The sequence below is a fragment of the Paracoccus sigandri genome (assembly GCF_003709565.1).
GTDB classification, from domain to species: Bacteria; Pseudomonadota; Alphaproteobacteria; order Rhodobacterales; family Rhodobacteraceae; genus Paracoccus; species Paracoccus siganidrum.
The window spans coordinates 56,667-72,668 of the sequence record NZ_QNRC01000015.1; the positions used below are offsets into that span (position 1 = coordinate 56,667).

Sequence of the window (16,002 nt, forward strand, 5' to 3'; positions counted from 1 at the left end):
ATGAACATGCAGGTTGCGCTCAGTCAGCGGCAGAAGGCGGCGGTGATCGTGCGGCTTCTGCTGGACGATGACGAGGGTTTCGGGCTGGACCGGCTGGACAGCGACAGCCAGACGCTGCTGGCCGAGGCGATGGCCGGGATGGAACTGGTCGATCGCCGCACCCGCGACGCGATCATCGACGAATTCTGCGACGATCTGGAGGCCGTGGGCGTCACCTTCCCCGGCGATATCGACGGCACCCTGCGGATCCTGGGCGAGAAACTATCGCTGGACAGCACCGACCGGCTGCGGCGGCTGGCGGCGATGACCGGGCGCGGCGATCCCTGGGCGCGGGTCTCGGCCCTGCCGAAAGAGGCGATCCTGGCGCTGGCCGCGCAGGAGCCGGTCGAGATCGTCGCGCTGATGCTGTCCAAGCTGCCCGTGGGCCGCGCCAGCGAGGCCTTCACCTCGCTGGAGCTGGACCGGGCCCAGGCGGTGGCGCAGGCCATGTCGATGACCGGCGGCGTCAGCGCGCAGGTGCTGCATCGCGTCGGGCTGATCCTGCTGCAATCGGCCGATGCCCTGCCGAAACCCGCCATCGACACGCCCGCCGCCGACCGCGTCGGCGCGATCCTGAATTTCGCCAGCGCCGATCTGCGCGATTCGGTGCTGGAATCGCTGGAAAATGCCGACCAGGCCTTTGCCGGGGGCGTGCGCAAGGCGATCTTCATCTTCGCCCATATCCCCGCCCGCATCCTGCCGCGCGACGTGCCGCGCATTCTGCGCGAGGTCGAACAGCCGGTGCTGATCCGCGCCCTGCTGGCGCAGGAGGAAGACAATGCCGCCGCCGCGCAGTTCCTGCTGTCGAACCTGTCGCAACGCATGGCCGACGGGCTACGCGAGGAGATGGAGGCGGCGGGCAAGGTCTCGGCCAGGGACAGCGAGGAGGCGATGACCGAGGTGATCGCCGCCATCCGCCGCCTGGAAGAGGCCGGGGAACTGGCGCTGATCGTCCCCGATGCCGAGGAATGAGATCTCCCGGCGCCCAGCCGTTCCTGCACACGCCGTTCCTGCGCGCGCCGATGCCGCGCCGCGGCGCTCGGCGCTTGCGGATGCCGCAGTGAGCGCGGATAAGGACGGCGGAGGCCGCCATGACCAACCAGATCGCCATCGCCCTCGTCGCGCTGCTTGCCGCCTTGCTGCTGCTGGATCACTTCTGGCTGCATCTCGGCCTGCCGCTTCTGATCGGCAAGCAGTTCGACCGCTTCATCGAATATCTCAGCTTCTGGCGCTGAGCGGGACCCGGCCGGCGGCTCTCTCCGGCTGCGGCCGCCCGCCCGGATGCAGCCCGCGCCCCGCAGGATGGCGAACGGATCATAAAAAATCATGGCTCGGCAAGGTGTTACCCGGCGCCCCTACCCGCCGCGCACCCTTGCCCGCAAGGTTCCCGTCGGCCTGCCCCGTCCCGATCGGCCGCGCCGCCGCCGCCCTTCCGCGCGGCCCGTCGCGCCCCGCCCGATCGCCGTCCGGGCTGCGACAATCCGTCCCGGAGTGTTAGCGCAGGTCAGGCATTCTTTCGGCGCAACGCCGCCACGGGGCATTTGCATCCCCCCCTTTCGCAGGCTAGAGGAAGCGCAACGTCATCTGGTCGGGAGAGAGAACCATGGCAGTCAAAGTCGCGATCAACGGGTTCGGACGCATCGGGCGCAACGTGCTGCGCGCCATCGTGGAATCGGGGCGCACCGATATCGAGGTCGTCGCGATCAACGATCTGGGTCCGGTCGAGACCAACGCCCACCTGCTGCGCTATGACAGCGTCCACGGCCGCTTCCCGGCTAAGGTGACGGTCAGCGGCAACTCGATCGATGTCGGCCGCGGCCCGATCGAGGTCAGCGCGATCCGCAACCCCGCCGAACTGCCCTGGGGCGATGTCGACGTCATCATGGAATGCACCGGCATCTTCACCTCGAAGGAGAAATGCCAGCCGCATCTGCAGACCGGCGCCAAGCGGGTGCTGATCTCGGCGCCGGGCGACGGCGCGGACAAGACCATCGTCTATGGCGTGAACCACGACAGGCTGACCGCCGATGACCTGGTGGTCTCGAATGCCAGCTGCACCACCAACTGCCTGTCGCCGGTCGCCAAGGTGCTGAACGACGCGATCGGCATCAGCCGCGGCTTCATGACCACGATCCACAGCTATACCGGCGACCAGCCGACGCTGGACACGATGCACAAGGATCTGTATCGCGCCCGCGCCGCCGCCCTGTCGATGATCCCGACCTCGACCGGCGCCGCGAAGGCCGTGGGCCTGGTGCTGCCGGAGCTGAAGGGCCGCCTGGACGGCGTCGCGATCCGCGTGCCGACCCCGAACGTCTCGGTCGTCGACCTGACCTTCGAGGCCGCGCGCGACACCAGCGTCGAGGAAATCAACGCCGCGATCAAGGCCGCCGCCGACGGGTCGCTGAAGGGCATCCTGGGCTATACCGAGGAGCCGCTGGTCTCGTCCGATTTCAACCACGACCCGCACAGCTCGGTCTTCCACATGGATCAGACCAAGGTCATGGAGGGCAAGCTCTGCCGCATCCTGACCTGGTATGACAACGAATGGGGCTTCTCGAACCGCATGTCGGACACCGCCGTGGCGATGGGCAAGCTGATCTGAGCCTGCCCGCAGGGGAAAACGAAAACGCCTGCCGGATCGCTTCGGCAGGCGTTTTTCTTTGCGGTTCGGTAAGATGATGAAGAAGCGGGGCAATAGCTTCCCGCCATCCACCCGACCATGCCGTGCCGCCCCGCCAGCCTTCGGCGGGACGTAGCGTCGCCGTTGCGAAGGGACCGCGCCGCGCGCCGGTGCAGGATCGGAAACCGCCCCACCATCGCGATGCGGCGGCAGTCGATCGTCACGCGCATCGGGAAATCGCCGGACCAGCGGCAACCCGAGAATCGCTCACAGCAGCGCCGCGACCTGCCGGTGCAGATGTTCCGCCGCCTGCCGCGCCTCTGCCTGCCTGTCCCGCCAATCGTCCGGCGCCAGCCCCAGATAGGCATCCCGCGCGCGGCCCAGCAGCGCCGCGATGGGCGCGGGCAGCCGGGGCATGGCCCATTCGGCGGCCGCGTCCTTGGCAATGAAGGCGCCGGTGGCAGCCGTGTGCCACATCCGGACCAGCGTCAGCAGCACGTTGCGCTCGTCGCCCTGCAGGTTTTCCAGCAAGGCCGGCAGCCCCTCGCGCATCGCGCGGCGGATCTGCTCGGCCGGGATCCGGGGCAAGAGGTCGGGCGCGGCGGGACCGATAAGCGGCCTGGCCTGCTGTCGGGCCTGCGCCAGCACCAGCACCAGTTCGGGGTCCCGGACGGGTTCCGGCACCGCGCCGGCCTCGAACCCCTCGCGCAGCCATTCGCCATAGAGGAACTCGGCCCGCGCCGGCCAGGGCGCGGCAAGGTCGGCGCGCTGGAACACCATCAGCTCGATGCAGCGCGGCCCGCCGGGCGCGGCGGGATGGCGCGCCGAGATCCGCAGCAGGCCGGCCAGCAGGTCCCGGCGCATCGCATCGCTCATCGGCCGGTCGATCACCGCCAAGAGGTCCACGTCGCTTTGCGGGCGCAACCCGCCCGCGACCGCCGATCCGTGCAGGTGGAAGGCCAGAAGCGCGGGGCCGAACACCTGCGCCGCAAGCGCCAGCCCGGCGCGGGCCTCGGCCGGGATATCCTGCTGCCTATTCCGTTCGTCCATCTTCCGCCTCGTCACCATCGGCCCGGGGCCCCGCCAGTTCCAGGATATCCGCGAACAGCCTCTGCCACTGCGCCTCGTCAAGCTCGATCAGGCCGAGGGCGCGCAGCAGGAAGGCCCCCTCGCCGGCCAGGAAACCCAGCGCCACCTTGCGGTCCGCGGCGCGGGTCAGGTCCAGCCCGGCAAGGCGCTGCGTATACCAGGCGCGGCTTTCGGCGACCTGGTCGGGGCTTTCCAAAAGCGCCGTCATCATCGCGGCCGAGCGGGAATGCTCGGCCTCGTCGGTGTCGCGGGTGGCCAAGAGATGGCCGCGGATCACCGCCTGCGGCGACGGATCCGGCCCGGCATGGGCCATGACCTCGGTCTCGAACGCCGCGCCCCAGCGCAGGATCATCGCCCGGATCAGGTTCTCCTTGCTGCCGAAGCAATATTGCACCCCGCCCTTGGTGATCCCGGCCTCGCGGGCCACGGCCTCGAAGGTCAGGCCCGCGGCGCCCGATCGCGCCACGATGGCCTCGGCCGCGTCCAGGACCTTGTCCCGGTCAATGCTGCGTGGTCGTCCCGACATTTCGCCCCTTCCATTTCAATACGGACGTATTTATATGCCCCGGCAGGCGCGGACAAGCCGCGACCGCATCTTGAACCAGGATTCGAACCGATGTCGCCCCTCGACTGCCCGCCCCGCAACCGCTGGCTTGTGCTGGCCATCGTCTCCAGCGCGCTTTTCCTGATCGTCATCGACATGACGGTGCTTTACACCGCCCTGCCGCGGCTGACCCATGACCTTGGCGCAACCGCGACCGAGAAGCTGTGGATCGTCAACGCCTATCCGCTGGTGGTCGCCGGGCTTCTGCCCGGCCTCGGGACCCTTGGCGACCGGCTGGGGCACCGGCGGATGTTCATGGCGGGGCTGGCGGTCTTCGGGCTGGCCTCGCTCGGGGCGGCCTTCGCGCCTTCGCCGGCGGCGCTGATCGCGGCGCGGGTGGTGCTGGCGGTGGGCGCGGCGATGATGATGCCGGCCACCCTGTCGCTGATCCGCCTGACCTTCACCGACGAGAAGGAGCGCGCCTTCGCCATCGGCATCTGGGCCGCCGTGGCCTCGGGCGGGGCGGCGATGGGGCCGGTCATCGGCGGGCTGCTGCTGGAATATTTCTGGTGGGGCTCGGTCTTCCTGATCAACGTGCCGGTGGTGCTGGCAGCCCTGGTGGCAAGCCGGCTGCTGCTGGTCAACCGCCCCGGCAACCGCAGCCGGCCCTGGGACCTGGCCGGATCGGTCCAGGTGATGGTCGGGCTGGTCGGGCTGGTCTATGCGGTGAAGGAGATCAGCAAGCGCGACCCGTCCTGGACCGCCGCCGCGCTGAGCTTCGCCATCGGCCTGGTCTTCATGACGGTCTTCGTCCGCCGCCAACTGCGCAGCCCCGCGCCGCTGATCGATTTCGCGCTGTTTTCCAATCCGCGCTTTTCGGCGGGCGTGGCGACGGCGCTGGTCGCCTCGGCGGCGCTGATCGGGGTCGAGCTGGTCTTCAGCCAGCGGCTGCAACTGGTGCTGGGCCATTCGCCGCTGGAGGCCGGGCTGCTGATCCTGCCGATCCCGGCGGCGGCCTTCTTCGCCGGGCCGCTGGCCGGGCTGGCCCTGCCGCGCATGGGCGCCGAGCGCGTGCTGTGGTCGGCGCTGCTGATGACCGGGCTGGCGCTGGCGGCCTTCCTTGCGACCCATGACGGCCCGGCCGGCCTGTGGCTGACGGCGCTGGCGGCGATGGGTTTCGGGACCGGGGCCGCGATGACCGCGGCCTCCAGCGTCATCATGCTGTCGGCGCCCGAGGATCGCGCCGGCATGGCCGCCTCGGTCGAGGAGGTCTCCTATGAACTGGGCGGCGCGCTTGGCATCGCGCTGCTGGGCAGCCTGATGTCGGCGCTGTACACGCGGGCGATGGTGCTGCCCGAGGGGATCGTGATCGGCAGCCAGGCCCGCGACAGCCTGGACGAGGCGCTGATCCTGGCCGAGGCGCTGCAACCCGCCCAGGCCGAAACGGTGGCCCGGCTTGCCCGCACCGCCTTCGACCAGGCCTTCGTCGGCGTGGTCGGCGTCGCGGTCGCGATGCTGATCCTGGTGGCGCTGGTCATCCGGCGCCAGACGCGGATCGCCTGACGCCGCCGCCGCCGCATCGCGTCAGGAATGGATGCGGCGGCTGTCGCCCGGGGCCTGGTCGCGGTCGGCCTTGCCATAGTCGCGCGCGACATGGGCGATGCGCAGCCGGTAATCGGTGAGGACATGGCCCCGCCCCGCCGCCTGCGCCCGGCGATGGGCGGGCAGCGACCGCCATTCCGCGACCGCCGCCTCGTCGCGCCAGAAGGACAGCGACAGGACCTTGCCGGGCGTGGTCAGGCTCTGGAACCGCTCGATCGAGATGAAGCCGTCGATCCCGTCCAGCAGCGGGCGCAGCTCGGCCGCCAGGTCCAGGTATTCGGCCCGGCTTTCCTCGGTCGTGACCGCCTCGAAGATGACCGCGATCATGTGTCACCCCTGGCATGGGGACCCGAGGCCAGCCTGACGAACAGGCGGTCCTCGCGACGGATGAAGCCCTCGCGGCGGGCAAAATCGTAATTCTCGCGCCCCAGCGGGTCCTGCGCCAGCCGCGCGCGATAGGCTTCGTATTCCGCCAGCGAGCCGATGGAATAGATGCCATAGGCCGTGCTGGCCGAGCCCTCGTGCGGGGCGAAATAGCCGAACAGCGCGGCACCGCAGCGCGGCGCGCATTGCCCCCAGTTGCGGGCATAGCGCTCGAACAGCTCGCGCCGGTTCGGGTCGATGTCATAGGTGATGACACAGGTAATCATGTCCTGCCTTTCCGTTGTCTGCCGCCCCAGACTAGCCGCTTGCCGCGCGGACATGGTTCGATTACCGTCGAACCATGAACGAAGGACCCGAGATCGCCCGCATCGCCGCGCTGGTCGGCGACCCGGCCCGCAGCGCGATGCTGCTGGCGCTGATGGACGGCCGCGCGCTGACCGCATCCGAACTGGCCGGGCTTGCCGGCGTCACCAAGCAGACCGCCAGCAGCCACCTGTCCCGGCTGGTCGACGGCGGCGCCCTGGCGATGGAGGCGCAGGGGCGGCACCGCTATTTCCGCCTGGCCGGGGCGCATGTCGCGGCGCTGCTGGAGGCGCTGATGGTCTTTTCGGGCGATGCGGCGAACCCGCCGCCGCGCACCGGCCCCCGGCAGCCCGCGCTGCGCAAGGCCCGCATCTGCTATGACCACCTGGCGGGCGAGATGGGCGTGGCGATGTTCGACCGGATGCGCGCGGCGGGCTGGCTGCGGCTGGATGGCACGGTGCATTCCGTCACCGATGCGGGCTGGCAGCGGCTGGCGGCGATCGGCCTGGCGCCGGACCGGCTGCCGCGCAGCAACCGCCCGCTATGCCGCGCCTGCCTGGACTGGAGCATGCGGCGCGACCACCTGGCCGGGCTGGTCGGCAAGCTGATCCTGGACCGGCTGTTCGCGCTGTCCTGGGCGCGTCGGCTGGAGGGATCGCGCGTTGTGGCCTTCACCGCCGAGGGCGAACGCCGCTTTCACAACTGGCTGGGCTGAGCCGCGGCGCGATCCGCAAGGCCGCCCGCCCCCGCATCGCCCGAGCATTCGCGGACCTGCCCGCCGCCGACGACCAGCTGCCGATGCGCCGCGCGAACCAGCGCCGGGCGATGGGCGATGACGATGCGCGTGACCGGAAGCGAGGCGATCAGTTCGACGATCTCCTGCTCGGTCCGCTCGTCCAGGTTGGCGGTGCCCTCGTCCAGCAGCAGAAGTTTCGGGCGGCGATAGAGCGCGCGGGCCAGCAGCACCCGCTGGCGCTGCCCGCCCGACAGCGCCGATCCCATGTCGCCCACCAGCGACAGATATTGCATCGGCATCCGCAGGATGTCCTCGTGGATGCGCGCGCCCTCGGCGGCGGCGATGACGCGCTCCATGTCCATGTCGGGGTCGAAGAAGGCGATGTTGTCGGCGATGGTCCCCGACAGAAGCTGGTCGTCCTGCGCCACGACGCCGATCTGCGCCCGCCAGGCGCGCCAGGCCGCGGGATCGGCGGGGCGCCCGTCCAGCAGGACCTGCCCGGCGACCGGCCGGTGCAGCCCCAGAAGCAGCTTGGCCAGCGTGGTCTTGCCCCCGCCCGAGGCGCCGCTGATCGCCACGAAATCGCCGGGCGCGATCGTCAGCGAGACATTCTCCAGCACCGGCGGAAGGTTGTCGCCATAGCGGAAGCCGACCTCGCGCAGCTCGATGCCGCCGGCCAGGTCGCGATGGACAGGGCTGGCCGCGGCCGGGCACAGGTCGGGCTCGGCGGTGACGATGTCGCCCAGCCGCTCCAAGTGCAGCCGCAGCAGGCGGAACTGCATGATCTCCTCGGCCAGCGACAGGGCGCGGTCGGAAAAGGTCTGGCGGAACGACAGGAAGGCCATCAGCATCCCGACCGAGAATCCGTCGGCATTCAGCACCATCCGCGCGCCCAGATAGATCACCAGCACGGTCTGGATGCCGAGCACCGCATTCTGCAGGAAGTCGCGGGTGATCCCCAGCCGCCCGACCCGGACCGAGCTGTTGATGACCGAGGCGAAGCGGTTGCGCCAGCGGGCCTCGCGCTCGACCTCGCCGCCCATCAGCTTGATGGTGGGCATGGCGCGCAGCGTCTCGATCAGGTTCGACTGTTCGGCGGCGCGGGCGACGATGGCCTCTTCCGTGGCGGCGCGGGTGGCGGGGAAATAGGCGAAGCCCAGCCCCAGTACCAGCAGCAGCGCGACGATCACCACCATCGCCAGCAGCGGCGAATAGAGAAACAGGATGAAGGCGGCGACGACCGCCATCAGCCCGTCCACCAGCGCCGAGATCATCCCGCGCGTCAACGCGTCCTGGATCGCCTCGGTCGATTCGATGCGCGACATGACATCGCCGACATGGCGCTTCTCGAACCAGGCGACCGGCAGGCGCAGCAGGTGGCGGACGATATTGCCGACCACCTGGAAGCTCATCATCGAGCCCAGCAGCCGCAGGATCCAGGCGCGCAGGGCGTCCAGCCCGGCATGAAGCAGCGTCAGCGCCCCGAAACCCAGCGCCAGCACCGGCAGCAGGTTGGCATCGGCCCGCCCGATCGCCTCGTCCACGACCAGCTGGATGTGGAAGGGCAGCGCGAAGGTCGCGATCTGCAGCAGCAGCGACACCACCAGCACCTGCGCGACCGAGGGTGCCAGCCCGCGGATCCCCGACCACAGCGCATTCAGCCGCACCGGCATCCGCGCCGCCAGCTTGCGAAAATCGCCTGCCGGCGCCAGCTCCAGCGCGACCCCGGTATAGTGGTTCGAGAATTCCTGGATGTTCAGGCTGCGCCGGCCCCGCGCCGGGTCGTGGATGACATAGCTGTCGCCGCGGACCGATTTCAGCACCACGAAATGGTTCAGGTCCCAGTGGATCACGGCCGGCAGCGCGATCCGCCGCAGCGCCCTGATCCCGACCCGCAGCGGCCGCGCGGCCAGCGACAGCGTGTCGGCCAGCTGCATCAGGTCGCGCAGCGTCGCCCCGGTCAGCGAGACCGCGTGGCGCTGCCGCATCCCGTTCAGGTCGATGTCATGGCCGTGATAGCGCCCGATCATCGCCATGCAGGCCAGCCCGCATTCCGCCGCCTCGGCGGCGCGGATCACCGGCAGCCGGCGATGGCCGGGCAGGTTCAGCTCGGCCAGGCCCATCACATCCGCCCCACGGCATAGAGCGGGTCCAGCAGCCATTCGACCAGCGTCCGGCGGTCCAGCACGATGCCGGCCGACAGCAGCATCCCCGGCTGGACGGGCATCTGCTGGCCGTAGGCCTCGACCAGCTCGCTGGCCAGGGCGACCTTGACGCGGAAGACCGGCTCGGAGATCGGCAGGCCGGGGATCGACAGTTCCGCCGGGGCCAGGACCGTGCGCGACACGCTGGCGACCACGCCCTTGGCGGTGCCGAATTTCTGATAGGGGAAGGCCTGGTACATCAGCCGCACCTCCTGCCCCGGCTGGATGAAGCCGGCGGCGCGCGACGGCACGAACAGCTCGGCCTGCAGGCGCGAGCCCTCGGGCGTGATGACGGCGATGGCGGTCTGCGGGTCCAGCGACTGGCCGCGCGCCACCGGCACCGCGACCACCCGGCCGTCGAAGGGCGCCGTGGCGTGATAGGTGCTCAGCACTTCCAGCTCGGTCCCCTGCCGCTCCAGCGCGGCCTCCGAGGCGCGGGCCTGCGCCTCGGCCGCGCGGATCGAGAAGGGGATGCTGCGCAGCTGCGCGTCCATCTCCTCGATCTGGCGTTCCATCACCATGATGCCGGTGCGCACGTCGACCAGCTCCTGTTCCGCCATCAACAGCGCCATCTCGGATTCCTCGACCGACCTGTTGCTGGCGAAGCCCCGCTCGGCGATGGCCTTCACCCGCTCGACATTGTTGCGCAGCAGCTCCAGCCGCTCGGTCACGGCGGCCAGGCGGCCCGCGCCGGCCTCCAGCTCCTGCCGCATGGCGGCGCGCTGGCGTTCCAGGTTCCGCCGCTGCGCCAGCAGCCGCTCCTGCTCGGCATCGGCCTGGGCGCGGGCGGCCTCCAGCTCGATGCGCAGGTAATCGGCGATGGCGGCGCCGGCATCGCCCGAATCGGTGTCCTGGGACAGGCGCAGCACCGCCAGCGACTGGCCGACCGCGACCCGCTGCCCCTCGGTCACGTCCAGCCGCTCGACCGTGCCGCCCTGCCGCGCCGTGACCCGGATCAGCCCGCCCTCGGGGACCACCCAGCCCGGCACCGTCTCGATCCGCGCATAGCTGGCCAGCGCCGCGAAGCCGAGCGCCAGCGCGATCACCACCGCCGCCGAGGCGACCAGTATCCGCGTCCGAACGGACAGCGACAGCAGCACCTCGCCCTCCAGCGAGCGCGCCTGATAGGCGACGGCCTGCTGGCGGAAAAGCGGCGCGCTGCCCCCGGATTCGGGCGGCGGACTGTCCTTCATCGAGAAATCCGTGTTCCTTCGCTGTCGGACCCGCCGCAAGGCGCGGCGGGCCCGGAAGTCACCATGACCCCGCCGGGGCGAGGGTCAGGCAGGCATCAGCACTTGCTGCCGCCCTTGCCGCCCTTGCCGCCGCCGTGACCGCCGCCATGGCCGCCACCGTGACCATGGCCGCCGCCGTGGCCGCCGCAGGTCGTGACGCAGCCAATCAGGCCGCCCAGGACGGTTTTCACGACGGCGACCTTCAGCGTCACCAGGCCCAGCAGCAGGCCGCCGGAAACGGCTTCGACCTGGTCGCCGTTCAGGGCAACGATGGTGTCGTCATCGATGTGATCGAATGCGGTATTCATGGTTCTCTCCTACCATTACACTGGTCAACAAACCCTGGCCGGGCCCGGAAGACCGGACCAAAGCGCCAGGGGCACAAGCATGGGAAACGCCCATGCGCGGCTTGTCCGCGCCGAAGCCCGGACATTCAACGCAAGGCCGACGGCCCGCGATGAATCTCGATCATCCTGGAGATGGGGTCATGCCGGCGCGGCGCGAAATGGCCGGCGGCACGGTGAAAAGACGGGGGCGAAAAGAGGGGCCCGCGCCCTATCGAAGCCTGGTTTTCGGAAGGGTGCCGCGACGGCCATCAAGGCGCGTCCATGCTGCGGCTTGCAGGAAATACGTATTCATAACGACTCCGCCTCTCGGCTGGGCAAACTGGGTAACCACTTGAACTGAGGGAAGTAAACATGCGAACCCGGCCCGAGGCAAGCGAAATTAACAATCGTTAACCAGGATTGTGCCAAGTTCCGCTTAAGGTTTTCCGCCATCCGGGCGGGTGCGGGCCGGCCTGCCCGGCCGGCCCCTGCCCTGGCGCTCAACCGCGAAGCGTGCCGCCGGTCGCCTTCTGCACCTTCTCGATGATCTTGCGGCTGACCGCCTCGATATCGGCATCGGTCAGGGTCCGGTCGCGCGGCTGCAGGCGGGCGGTGATGGCGATGGACTTGCGGCCGTCCTCCAGCCCGGTGAACTGGTCGAAGACGGTGACGCGCTCGATCAGCGCCTTGTCGGCGCCCGCCGCCGCATTGACCAGCGCCAGCGCCTCGACCTGCGGATCGACGACGAAGGCGAAGTCGCGCTCGACCGCCTGCAGGTCCGAGATCTGCAGTGCAGGCCGCGTCGGCGCCTTGACCTTCGGGAAGGGCGCATTGGCAAGGCGGATGGTGAAGCCGACCGCCGGGCCCTTCACGTCCATCGCCTTCAGCACGCGCGGATGGATCTCGCCGAAGGTGGCCAGCAGGTTGGGGCCAAGCGCGATATTGCCCGCCCGGCCCGGATGCCACCAGCCGTCCAGCTTGCGGTTGATCTGGGCCTTCTGCGGGGCGCCGATGGCGCCCAGCACCGCCTCGGCATCGGCCTTGGCGTCGTAGAGGTCCACCTTGCGGCGCGTGCCGAAGGGATCGCGCGGGCCGGTCGCGCCGACCAGCAGGCCGGACAGCTGCAGGGCCTGCTCGCCCGGCTCGCCGCCCCAGAAGACCGGGCCCAGCTCGAACAGCGCCAGGTCCGCGAAGCCGCGCGACTGGTTGCGCGCCGCCGCGGCCAGAAGACCGGGCAGCAGGTCGGGGCGCAGATGGGTCATCTCGCTGCTGATCGGGTTTTCCACCCGCACCGCCTCGGCGCCGCCGCCGAACAGCGCCGCCGTCGCCTGGTCGATGAAGCTGTAGGTCACGCATTCGTTGTAACCCAGCGCGGCGGCCATCCGCCGCGCGGCGCGTTCGCGCACCTGCAGCGGCGTCAGGATCGGCTTCGGCACGCCCGGCCGGGGACGCGGCAGCGGCTTGCCCTCCAGCCGGGTCAGGCTGGCCACGCGGGCGATTTCCTCGACCAGGTCGGCCTCGCCCAGCACGTCGGGCCGCCACGAGGGGACCTGCGCCATGTCGCCCTGCATGCGGAAGCCAAGCGCCTCCAGCGTGGCGCGCTGGGTGGCCTCGGGGATGTCCAGGCCGACCAGGCTGGCGGTGCGCGCCGGGTCCAGCCGATAGGCCCGCGCCGTGTCGGGAACCGCGCCGGCCGTCACTACGTCTGATGCCTCGCCGCCGCACAGCTCCAGGATCATCCGCGTCGCCAGCTCCAGCCCCGGCCGGGTGAAGTCCGGGTCCACGCCGCGTTCGAAACGATAGCGCGCGTCCGAGTTGATCTTCATCGCCCGGCCGGTCGCCGCGATGGTGATCGGGTCCCAATAGGCGCTTTCCAGGAAGACCTCGGTGGTGTCCCCGTCGCAGCCCGAATGCTCGCCGCCCATGATCCCGGCGATGCTTTCGGGACCGTTCGCATCGGCGATGACCATCGCGCCCTCGGGCAGCGCATGGGTCTTGCCGTCCAGCGCCAGGATCTCCTCACCCGCCGCGGCCGGGCGGACATGAAGATCGCCGCTGACCTTCGCCATGTCGAAGACATGCAGCGGACGGTTCAGGTCGAAGGTGAAGAAATTGGTGATGTCGACCAGCGCATTGATCGGCCTCAGCCCGATCGCCGCCAGCCGCTTCTGCAGCCAGTCGGGGCTGGGGCCGTTCTTCACCCCGCGCAGCACCCGCCCCGCGAAGAACGGCGCCTTTTCGGCAAGGCTCGGCTCGATCGAGACCCGGACCGGGCTGTCGAAGCGCCCCTCGACCGTCACCGTCTGAACCGGTTTCAGCACGCCCAGGCCGCGCGCCGCCAGGTCGCGGGCGATGCCGTGGACGCCAAGCGCGTCGGGGCGGTTGGGGGTGATCTTGATGTGGATCATCGGGTCGATCTTCTCGGGCGCGTTGGCCCGCAGCCAGTCGGTGAATTTCTGCCCGACCTCTCCCGAGGGCAGCTCGATGATGCCGTCATGTTCGTCCGACAGCTCCAGCTCGCGCTCTGACGCCATCATGCCGTGGCTTTCCACGCCGCGGATCTTGCCGACGCCAAGCGTCACGTCGATGCCCGGCACATAGTCGCCGGGCTTGGCCAGCACCACGGTGATCCCGGCCCGCGCATTGGGCGCGCCGCAGACGATCTGCTTCTCGCCCTCGTCGGTCAGCACCCGGCAGACCCGCAGCCGGTCGGCATCGGGATGCTGTTCGGCATGCAGCACGCGGGCCAGCGTGAAGGCGCCCAGCTTCGCCGCCGGATCCGCGACCTCCTCGACCTCCAGGCCAAGATCGGTCAGCGCCTCGGTGATCTGGTCGAGGGTCGCTTCGGTCTCAAGATGCTCTTTGAGCCAGGACAGGGTGAACTTCATGACGTCTCTTTCCACAGCATTGCCGGCCGGCGCGAGGCAGGCAGATCCTTTGCCTGCCTTGAACCGGGCCAGGGCGCCGGGGTCAAGCCGGAACGGCGCTTTTCCGCCCCCGCCACCTGAACCAAACGGCAGTTTTTTGGCCATTGTCGCCGATCGGGCCCGGTGCCAAAGTCGCCGCGGAATTCGAGCGCCGCTCGCGCGGGGTCTCTTCAAGGAATTGCATCATGATCTTTCGAAACACATCGCGACTGGCCTGCATCGCCATCGCGGCCTCGTCGGGCTTTTCAGCGCCCGTGCTGGCACAGGACGCCCCGGCCGAGGATACCGCGCCGCTGTGCGAGGGCATGGCGGCCGCATGGATCGGCGACGGGCCGGAAGGCTCGGACATCTCGGCTGCGGATGCGCCGCTGTCGGCCAATCTTTCCGCGACTGCCCGCGCGCAGGGCCTGATCGCCTTCCGCGTCACCGCCGAAAGCCAGCCCCTGCGGATCGAGGCGCAATCCTCGGGCGATCCGGCGATCACGCTGCTGACCATGGATGGCGACGAGATCGCCGACAATGACGACACGCCCGAATCGCTGAATTCGCGGATCGAGGAGAGTGTCGGCCCCGGCGATTACTGCGTCGCGCTGCGATCCGTCGGCGGCGAGCGGATCGAGGCCACCTTGCAGGTCGGCCGTCCCGACCAGCCGGCGCTGCTGAACGAATCCGGCGGCGGAGAGATCGCCGCCTGCAGCCCCGATACCGAGGCCACGGCCCTGGCCGAGGGCGCGCTGGAGGCCGGTTTCGCCTCGGGGCCCGTCAGCGCCACGCAGGACGGCAACGCGACCGGCTATTACCGCTTCACCATCGCCGAGGCGACCCCGGTGACGCTGCGCGCGACCAGCGCCCAGCTGGACCCGCATGTCAGGCTGTTCGACTCGAATGGCGGGCTGATCGCCGAAAACGACGATGCCGACGGCACCGATTCGCGGCTGGATTTCCCCTCGAACCTGATGCCCGGCGACTATTGCCTGGGCGTGGCGGCGCTGTCGCCGGGGGTCGGGCAGATCAGCGTTTCGGCCCAGATGCTGGACCGCGACGCCTTCCTGCAGGCCGCCTGGCGCCGGGGAGAGATCGCGCCCCCCGCCGACGGCGCCTATCCGGTCCAGCAGATCGACCTGGCCAGCATCGGGCAGACGGTCGTGCTGCAGGACGGCAGCGCGCAATGGTTCCGCTTCCAGATCGAGGCCCCGACGGTGCTGATCGTCGATGCCTATGGCTCGCTTGCCGGGGTGGATCCGAAACTGGCGCTGTTTGCCACCAGCGGCGCGCTGGCGGGCCAGAACGACGATCACGGCGGCACCACCGACGCCAAACTGGGCCCGCTTCTGCTGGAGCCGGGCAGCTACAACCTGGTGCTGACCGACGTGAACCGCATCGACCAGCCCGGCGCGCCGATGCGCCCGGTCGGCCTGGTCTTCGACATCTTCGAGCGGGTCGCGCGCCCCGAATGACGCCCCGGCGGGCGGCCCCTGCGCAGGGGCGGCCCGCCCATCCCTCTCTGGGCCTGCCCTTGTCTGCAGCGCGGCAAATCCTATCTGTGATGGCAGGAAACGGGCACCGCCCCATGCAGGAGAGATGATTGTCGCACGATATCCAGCAGCAGCTTCTGATCGAGCAGCGCGTCACGAACGAGGCGAAATCGCCGCTGGTGGCCTATCTGCTGCTGATCTTCCTGTGGGGCTTCGGCGTGCATCGCTTCTATCTGGGCCGCTGGCTCAGCGGACTCCTGATGCTGGCGATCTGGGGCATCGGCTGGCTGCTGACCCCGATCCTGATCGGCTGGGTGCCGGTCGGCTTCGTCGCGCTGTGGTGCGTGATCGACCTGTTTTTGATCCCCGGCATGATCCAGGAGGACAAGGACGCGATCCGGCAGCGGCTTGCCCAGGACCTCTATCCCCGCCGCTGAAGGGCGCCGAGCCGGGTTCCGTTAATCATTTCGAAAGATCGCCGTGCCACAAGGGGGACATCTTCTGATCGTTTCCCGGAC

The 16,002-nt window shown here is 69.7% G+C and carries 15 protein-coding genes; 7 read left to right on the forward strand and 8 right to left on the reverse strand.

Going from position 1 to position 16,002, the window contains the following annotated elements:
- From C9E82_RS14570 to gap, 3 genes are all read left to right on the forward strand, one after another.
- The gene (locus tag C9E82_RS14570) at window positions 1–1,011 is read left to right on the forward strand and encodes a FliG C-terminal domain-containing protein (RefSeq protein ID WP_119896872.1); all 1,011 of its coding nucleotides are present in this window, start codon (window positions 1–3) and stop codon (window positions 1,009–1,011) included.
- 119 nt (window positions 1,012–1,130) lie between these two features.
- Window positions 1,131–1,274, forward strand: coding sequence for a hypothetical protein (locus C9E82_RS24530; protein WP_170161994.1), 144 nt, complete (start codon window positions 1,131–1,133; stop codon window positions 1,272–1,274).
- Between the two features lie 368 nt (window positions 1,275–1,642).
- The gene (gene gap, locus C9E82_RS14575) at window positions 1,643–2,644 is read left to right on the forward strand and encodes a type I glyceraldehyde-3-phosphate dehydrogenase (protein ID WP_119896873.1); all 1,002 of its coding nucleotides are present in this window, start codon (window positions 1,643–1,645) and stop codon (window positions 2,642–2,644) included.
- A 285-nt stretch (window positions 2,645–2,929) separates the two neighbouring features.
- Here gap and C9E82_RS14580 read toward each other — a convergent pair whose 3' ends face one another.
- Both C9E82_RS14580 and C9E82_RS14585 read right to left on the reverse strand, forming a co-directional pair.
- Window positions 2,930–3,712 carry an aminoglycoside adenylyltransferase family protein gene (locus C9E82_RS14580; protein WP_119896874.1) on the reverse strand — a complete coding sequence of 261 codons (783 nt, stop codon included), beginning with the start codon at window positions 3,710–3,712 and terminating at the stop codon, window positions 2,930–2,932.
- Complete coding sequence (locus C9E82_RS14585) at window positions 3,696–4,277, reverse strand: TetR/AcrR family transcriptional regulator (protein WP_119896875.1); 582 nt, start codon at window positions 4,275–4,277, stop codon at window positions 3,696–3,698. The genes C9E82_RS14580 and C9E82_RS14585 overlap by 17 nt, the downstream gene beginning before the upstream one ends.
- A gap of 90 nt (window positions 4,278–4,367) precedes the next feature.
- Between C9E82_RS14585 and C9E82_RS14590 the strand changes: the two genes are divergently transcribed.
- On the forward strand, window positions 4,368–5,858 hold the full coding sequence (locus C9E82_RS14590; RefSeq protein ID WP_119896876.1) for an MFS transporter: 1,491 nt from the start codon (window positions 4,368–4,370) through the stop codon (window positions 5,856–5,858).
- Window positions 5,859–5,879: 21 nt separating this feature from the next.
- Here the strand turns inward: C9E82_RS14590 and C9E82_RS14595 are convergent, their stop codons facing one another.
- Both C9E82_RS14595 and C9E82_RS14600 read right to left on the reverse strand, forming a co-directional pair.
- Window positions 5,880–6,224: an antibiotic biosynthesis monooxygenase family protein gene (locus C9E82_RS14595; RefSeq protein ID WP_119896877.1), complete on the reverse strand. Its 345-nt coding sequence runs from the start codon at window positions 6,222–6,224 to the stop codon at window positions 5,880–5,882.
- Entirely contained in the window at window positions 6,221–6,547 is a 327-nt protein-coding gene (locus C9E82_RS14600; protein ID WP_119896878.1) for an NIPSNAP family protein, read from the reverse strand. Before C9E82_RS14600 ends, C9E82_RS14595 begins: the two co-directional genes overlap by 4 nt.
- Window positions 6,548–6,621: 74 nt before the next feature.
- On the opposite strand from C9E82_RS14600, the gene C9E82_RS14605 reads away from it, so the two are divergent.
- Complete coding sequence (locus C9E82_RS14605) at window positions 6,622–7,299, forward strand: ArsR/SmtB family transcription factor (RefSeq protein WP_119896879.1); 678 nt, start codon at window positions 6,622–6,624, stop codon at window positions 7,297–7,299.
- Here the strand turns inward: C9E82_RS14605 and C9E82_RS14610 are convergent.
- From C9E82_RS14610 to pheT, 4 genes are all read right to left on the reverse strand, one after another.
- Complete coding sequence (locus C9E82_RS14610; RefSeq protein ID WP_205962131.1) at window positions 7,281–9,443, reverse strand: peptidase domain-containing ABC transporter; 2,163 nt, start codon at window positions 9,441–9,443, stop codon at window positions 7,281–7,283. The genes C9E82_RS14605 and C9E82_RS14610 overlap by 19 nt on opposite strands.
- A complete protein-coding gene (locus tag C9E82_RS14615; protein WP_119896881.1) occupies window positions 9,443–10,717 on the reverse strand; it encodes an HlyD family secretion protein in 1,275 nt (424 codons plus the stop codon). Before C9E82_RS14615 ends, C9E82_RS14610 begins: the two co-directional genes overlap by 1 nt.
- Window positions 10,718–10,812: 95 nt before the next feature.
- Complete coding sequence (locus C9E82_RS14620) at window positions 10,813–11,064, reverse strand: hypothetical protein (RefSeq protein ID WP_170161991.1); 252 nt, start codon at window positions 11,062–11,064, stop codon at window positions 10,813–10,815.
- A 518-nt stretch (window positions 11,065–11,582) separates the two neighbouring features.
- Entirely contained in the window at window positions 11,583–13,970 is a 2,388-nt protein-coding gene (gene pheT / locus C9E82_RS14625; protein WP_119896882.1) for a phenylalanine--tRNA ligase subunit beta, read from the reverse strand.
- A gap of 224 nt (window positions 13,971–14,194) precedes the next feature.
- On the opposite strand from pheT, the gene C9E82_RS14630 reads away from it, so the two are divergent.
- Window positions 14,195–15,466 carry a DVUA0089 family protein gene (locus tag C9E82_RS14630; RefSeq protein ID WP_119896883.1) on the forward strand — a complete coding sequence of 424 codons (1,272 nt, stop codon included), beginning with the start codon at window positions 14,195–14,197 and terminating at the stop codon, window positions 15,464–15,466.
- Between the two features lie 128 nt (window positions 15,467–15,594).
- Window positions 15,595–15,921, forward strand: a complete 327-nt coding sequence (locus tag C9E82_RS14635; RefSeq protein ID WP_119896884.1) for a TM2 domain-containing protein — start codon at window positions 15,595–15,597, stop codon at window positions 15,919–15,921.
- The last annotated feature ends 81 nt before the right edge of the window (window positions 15,922–16,002 follow it).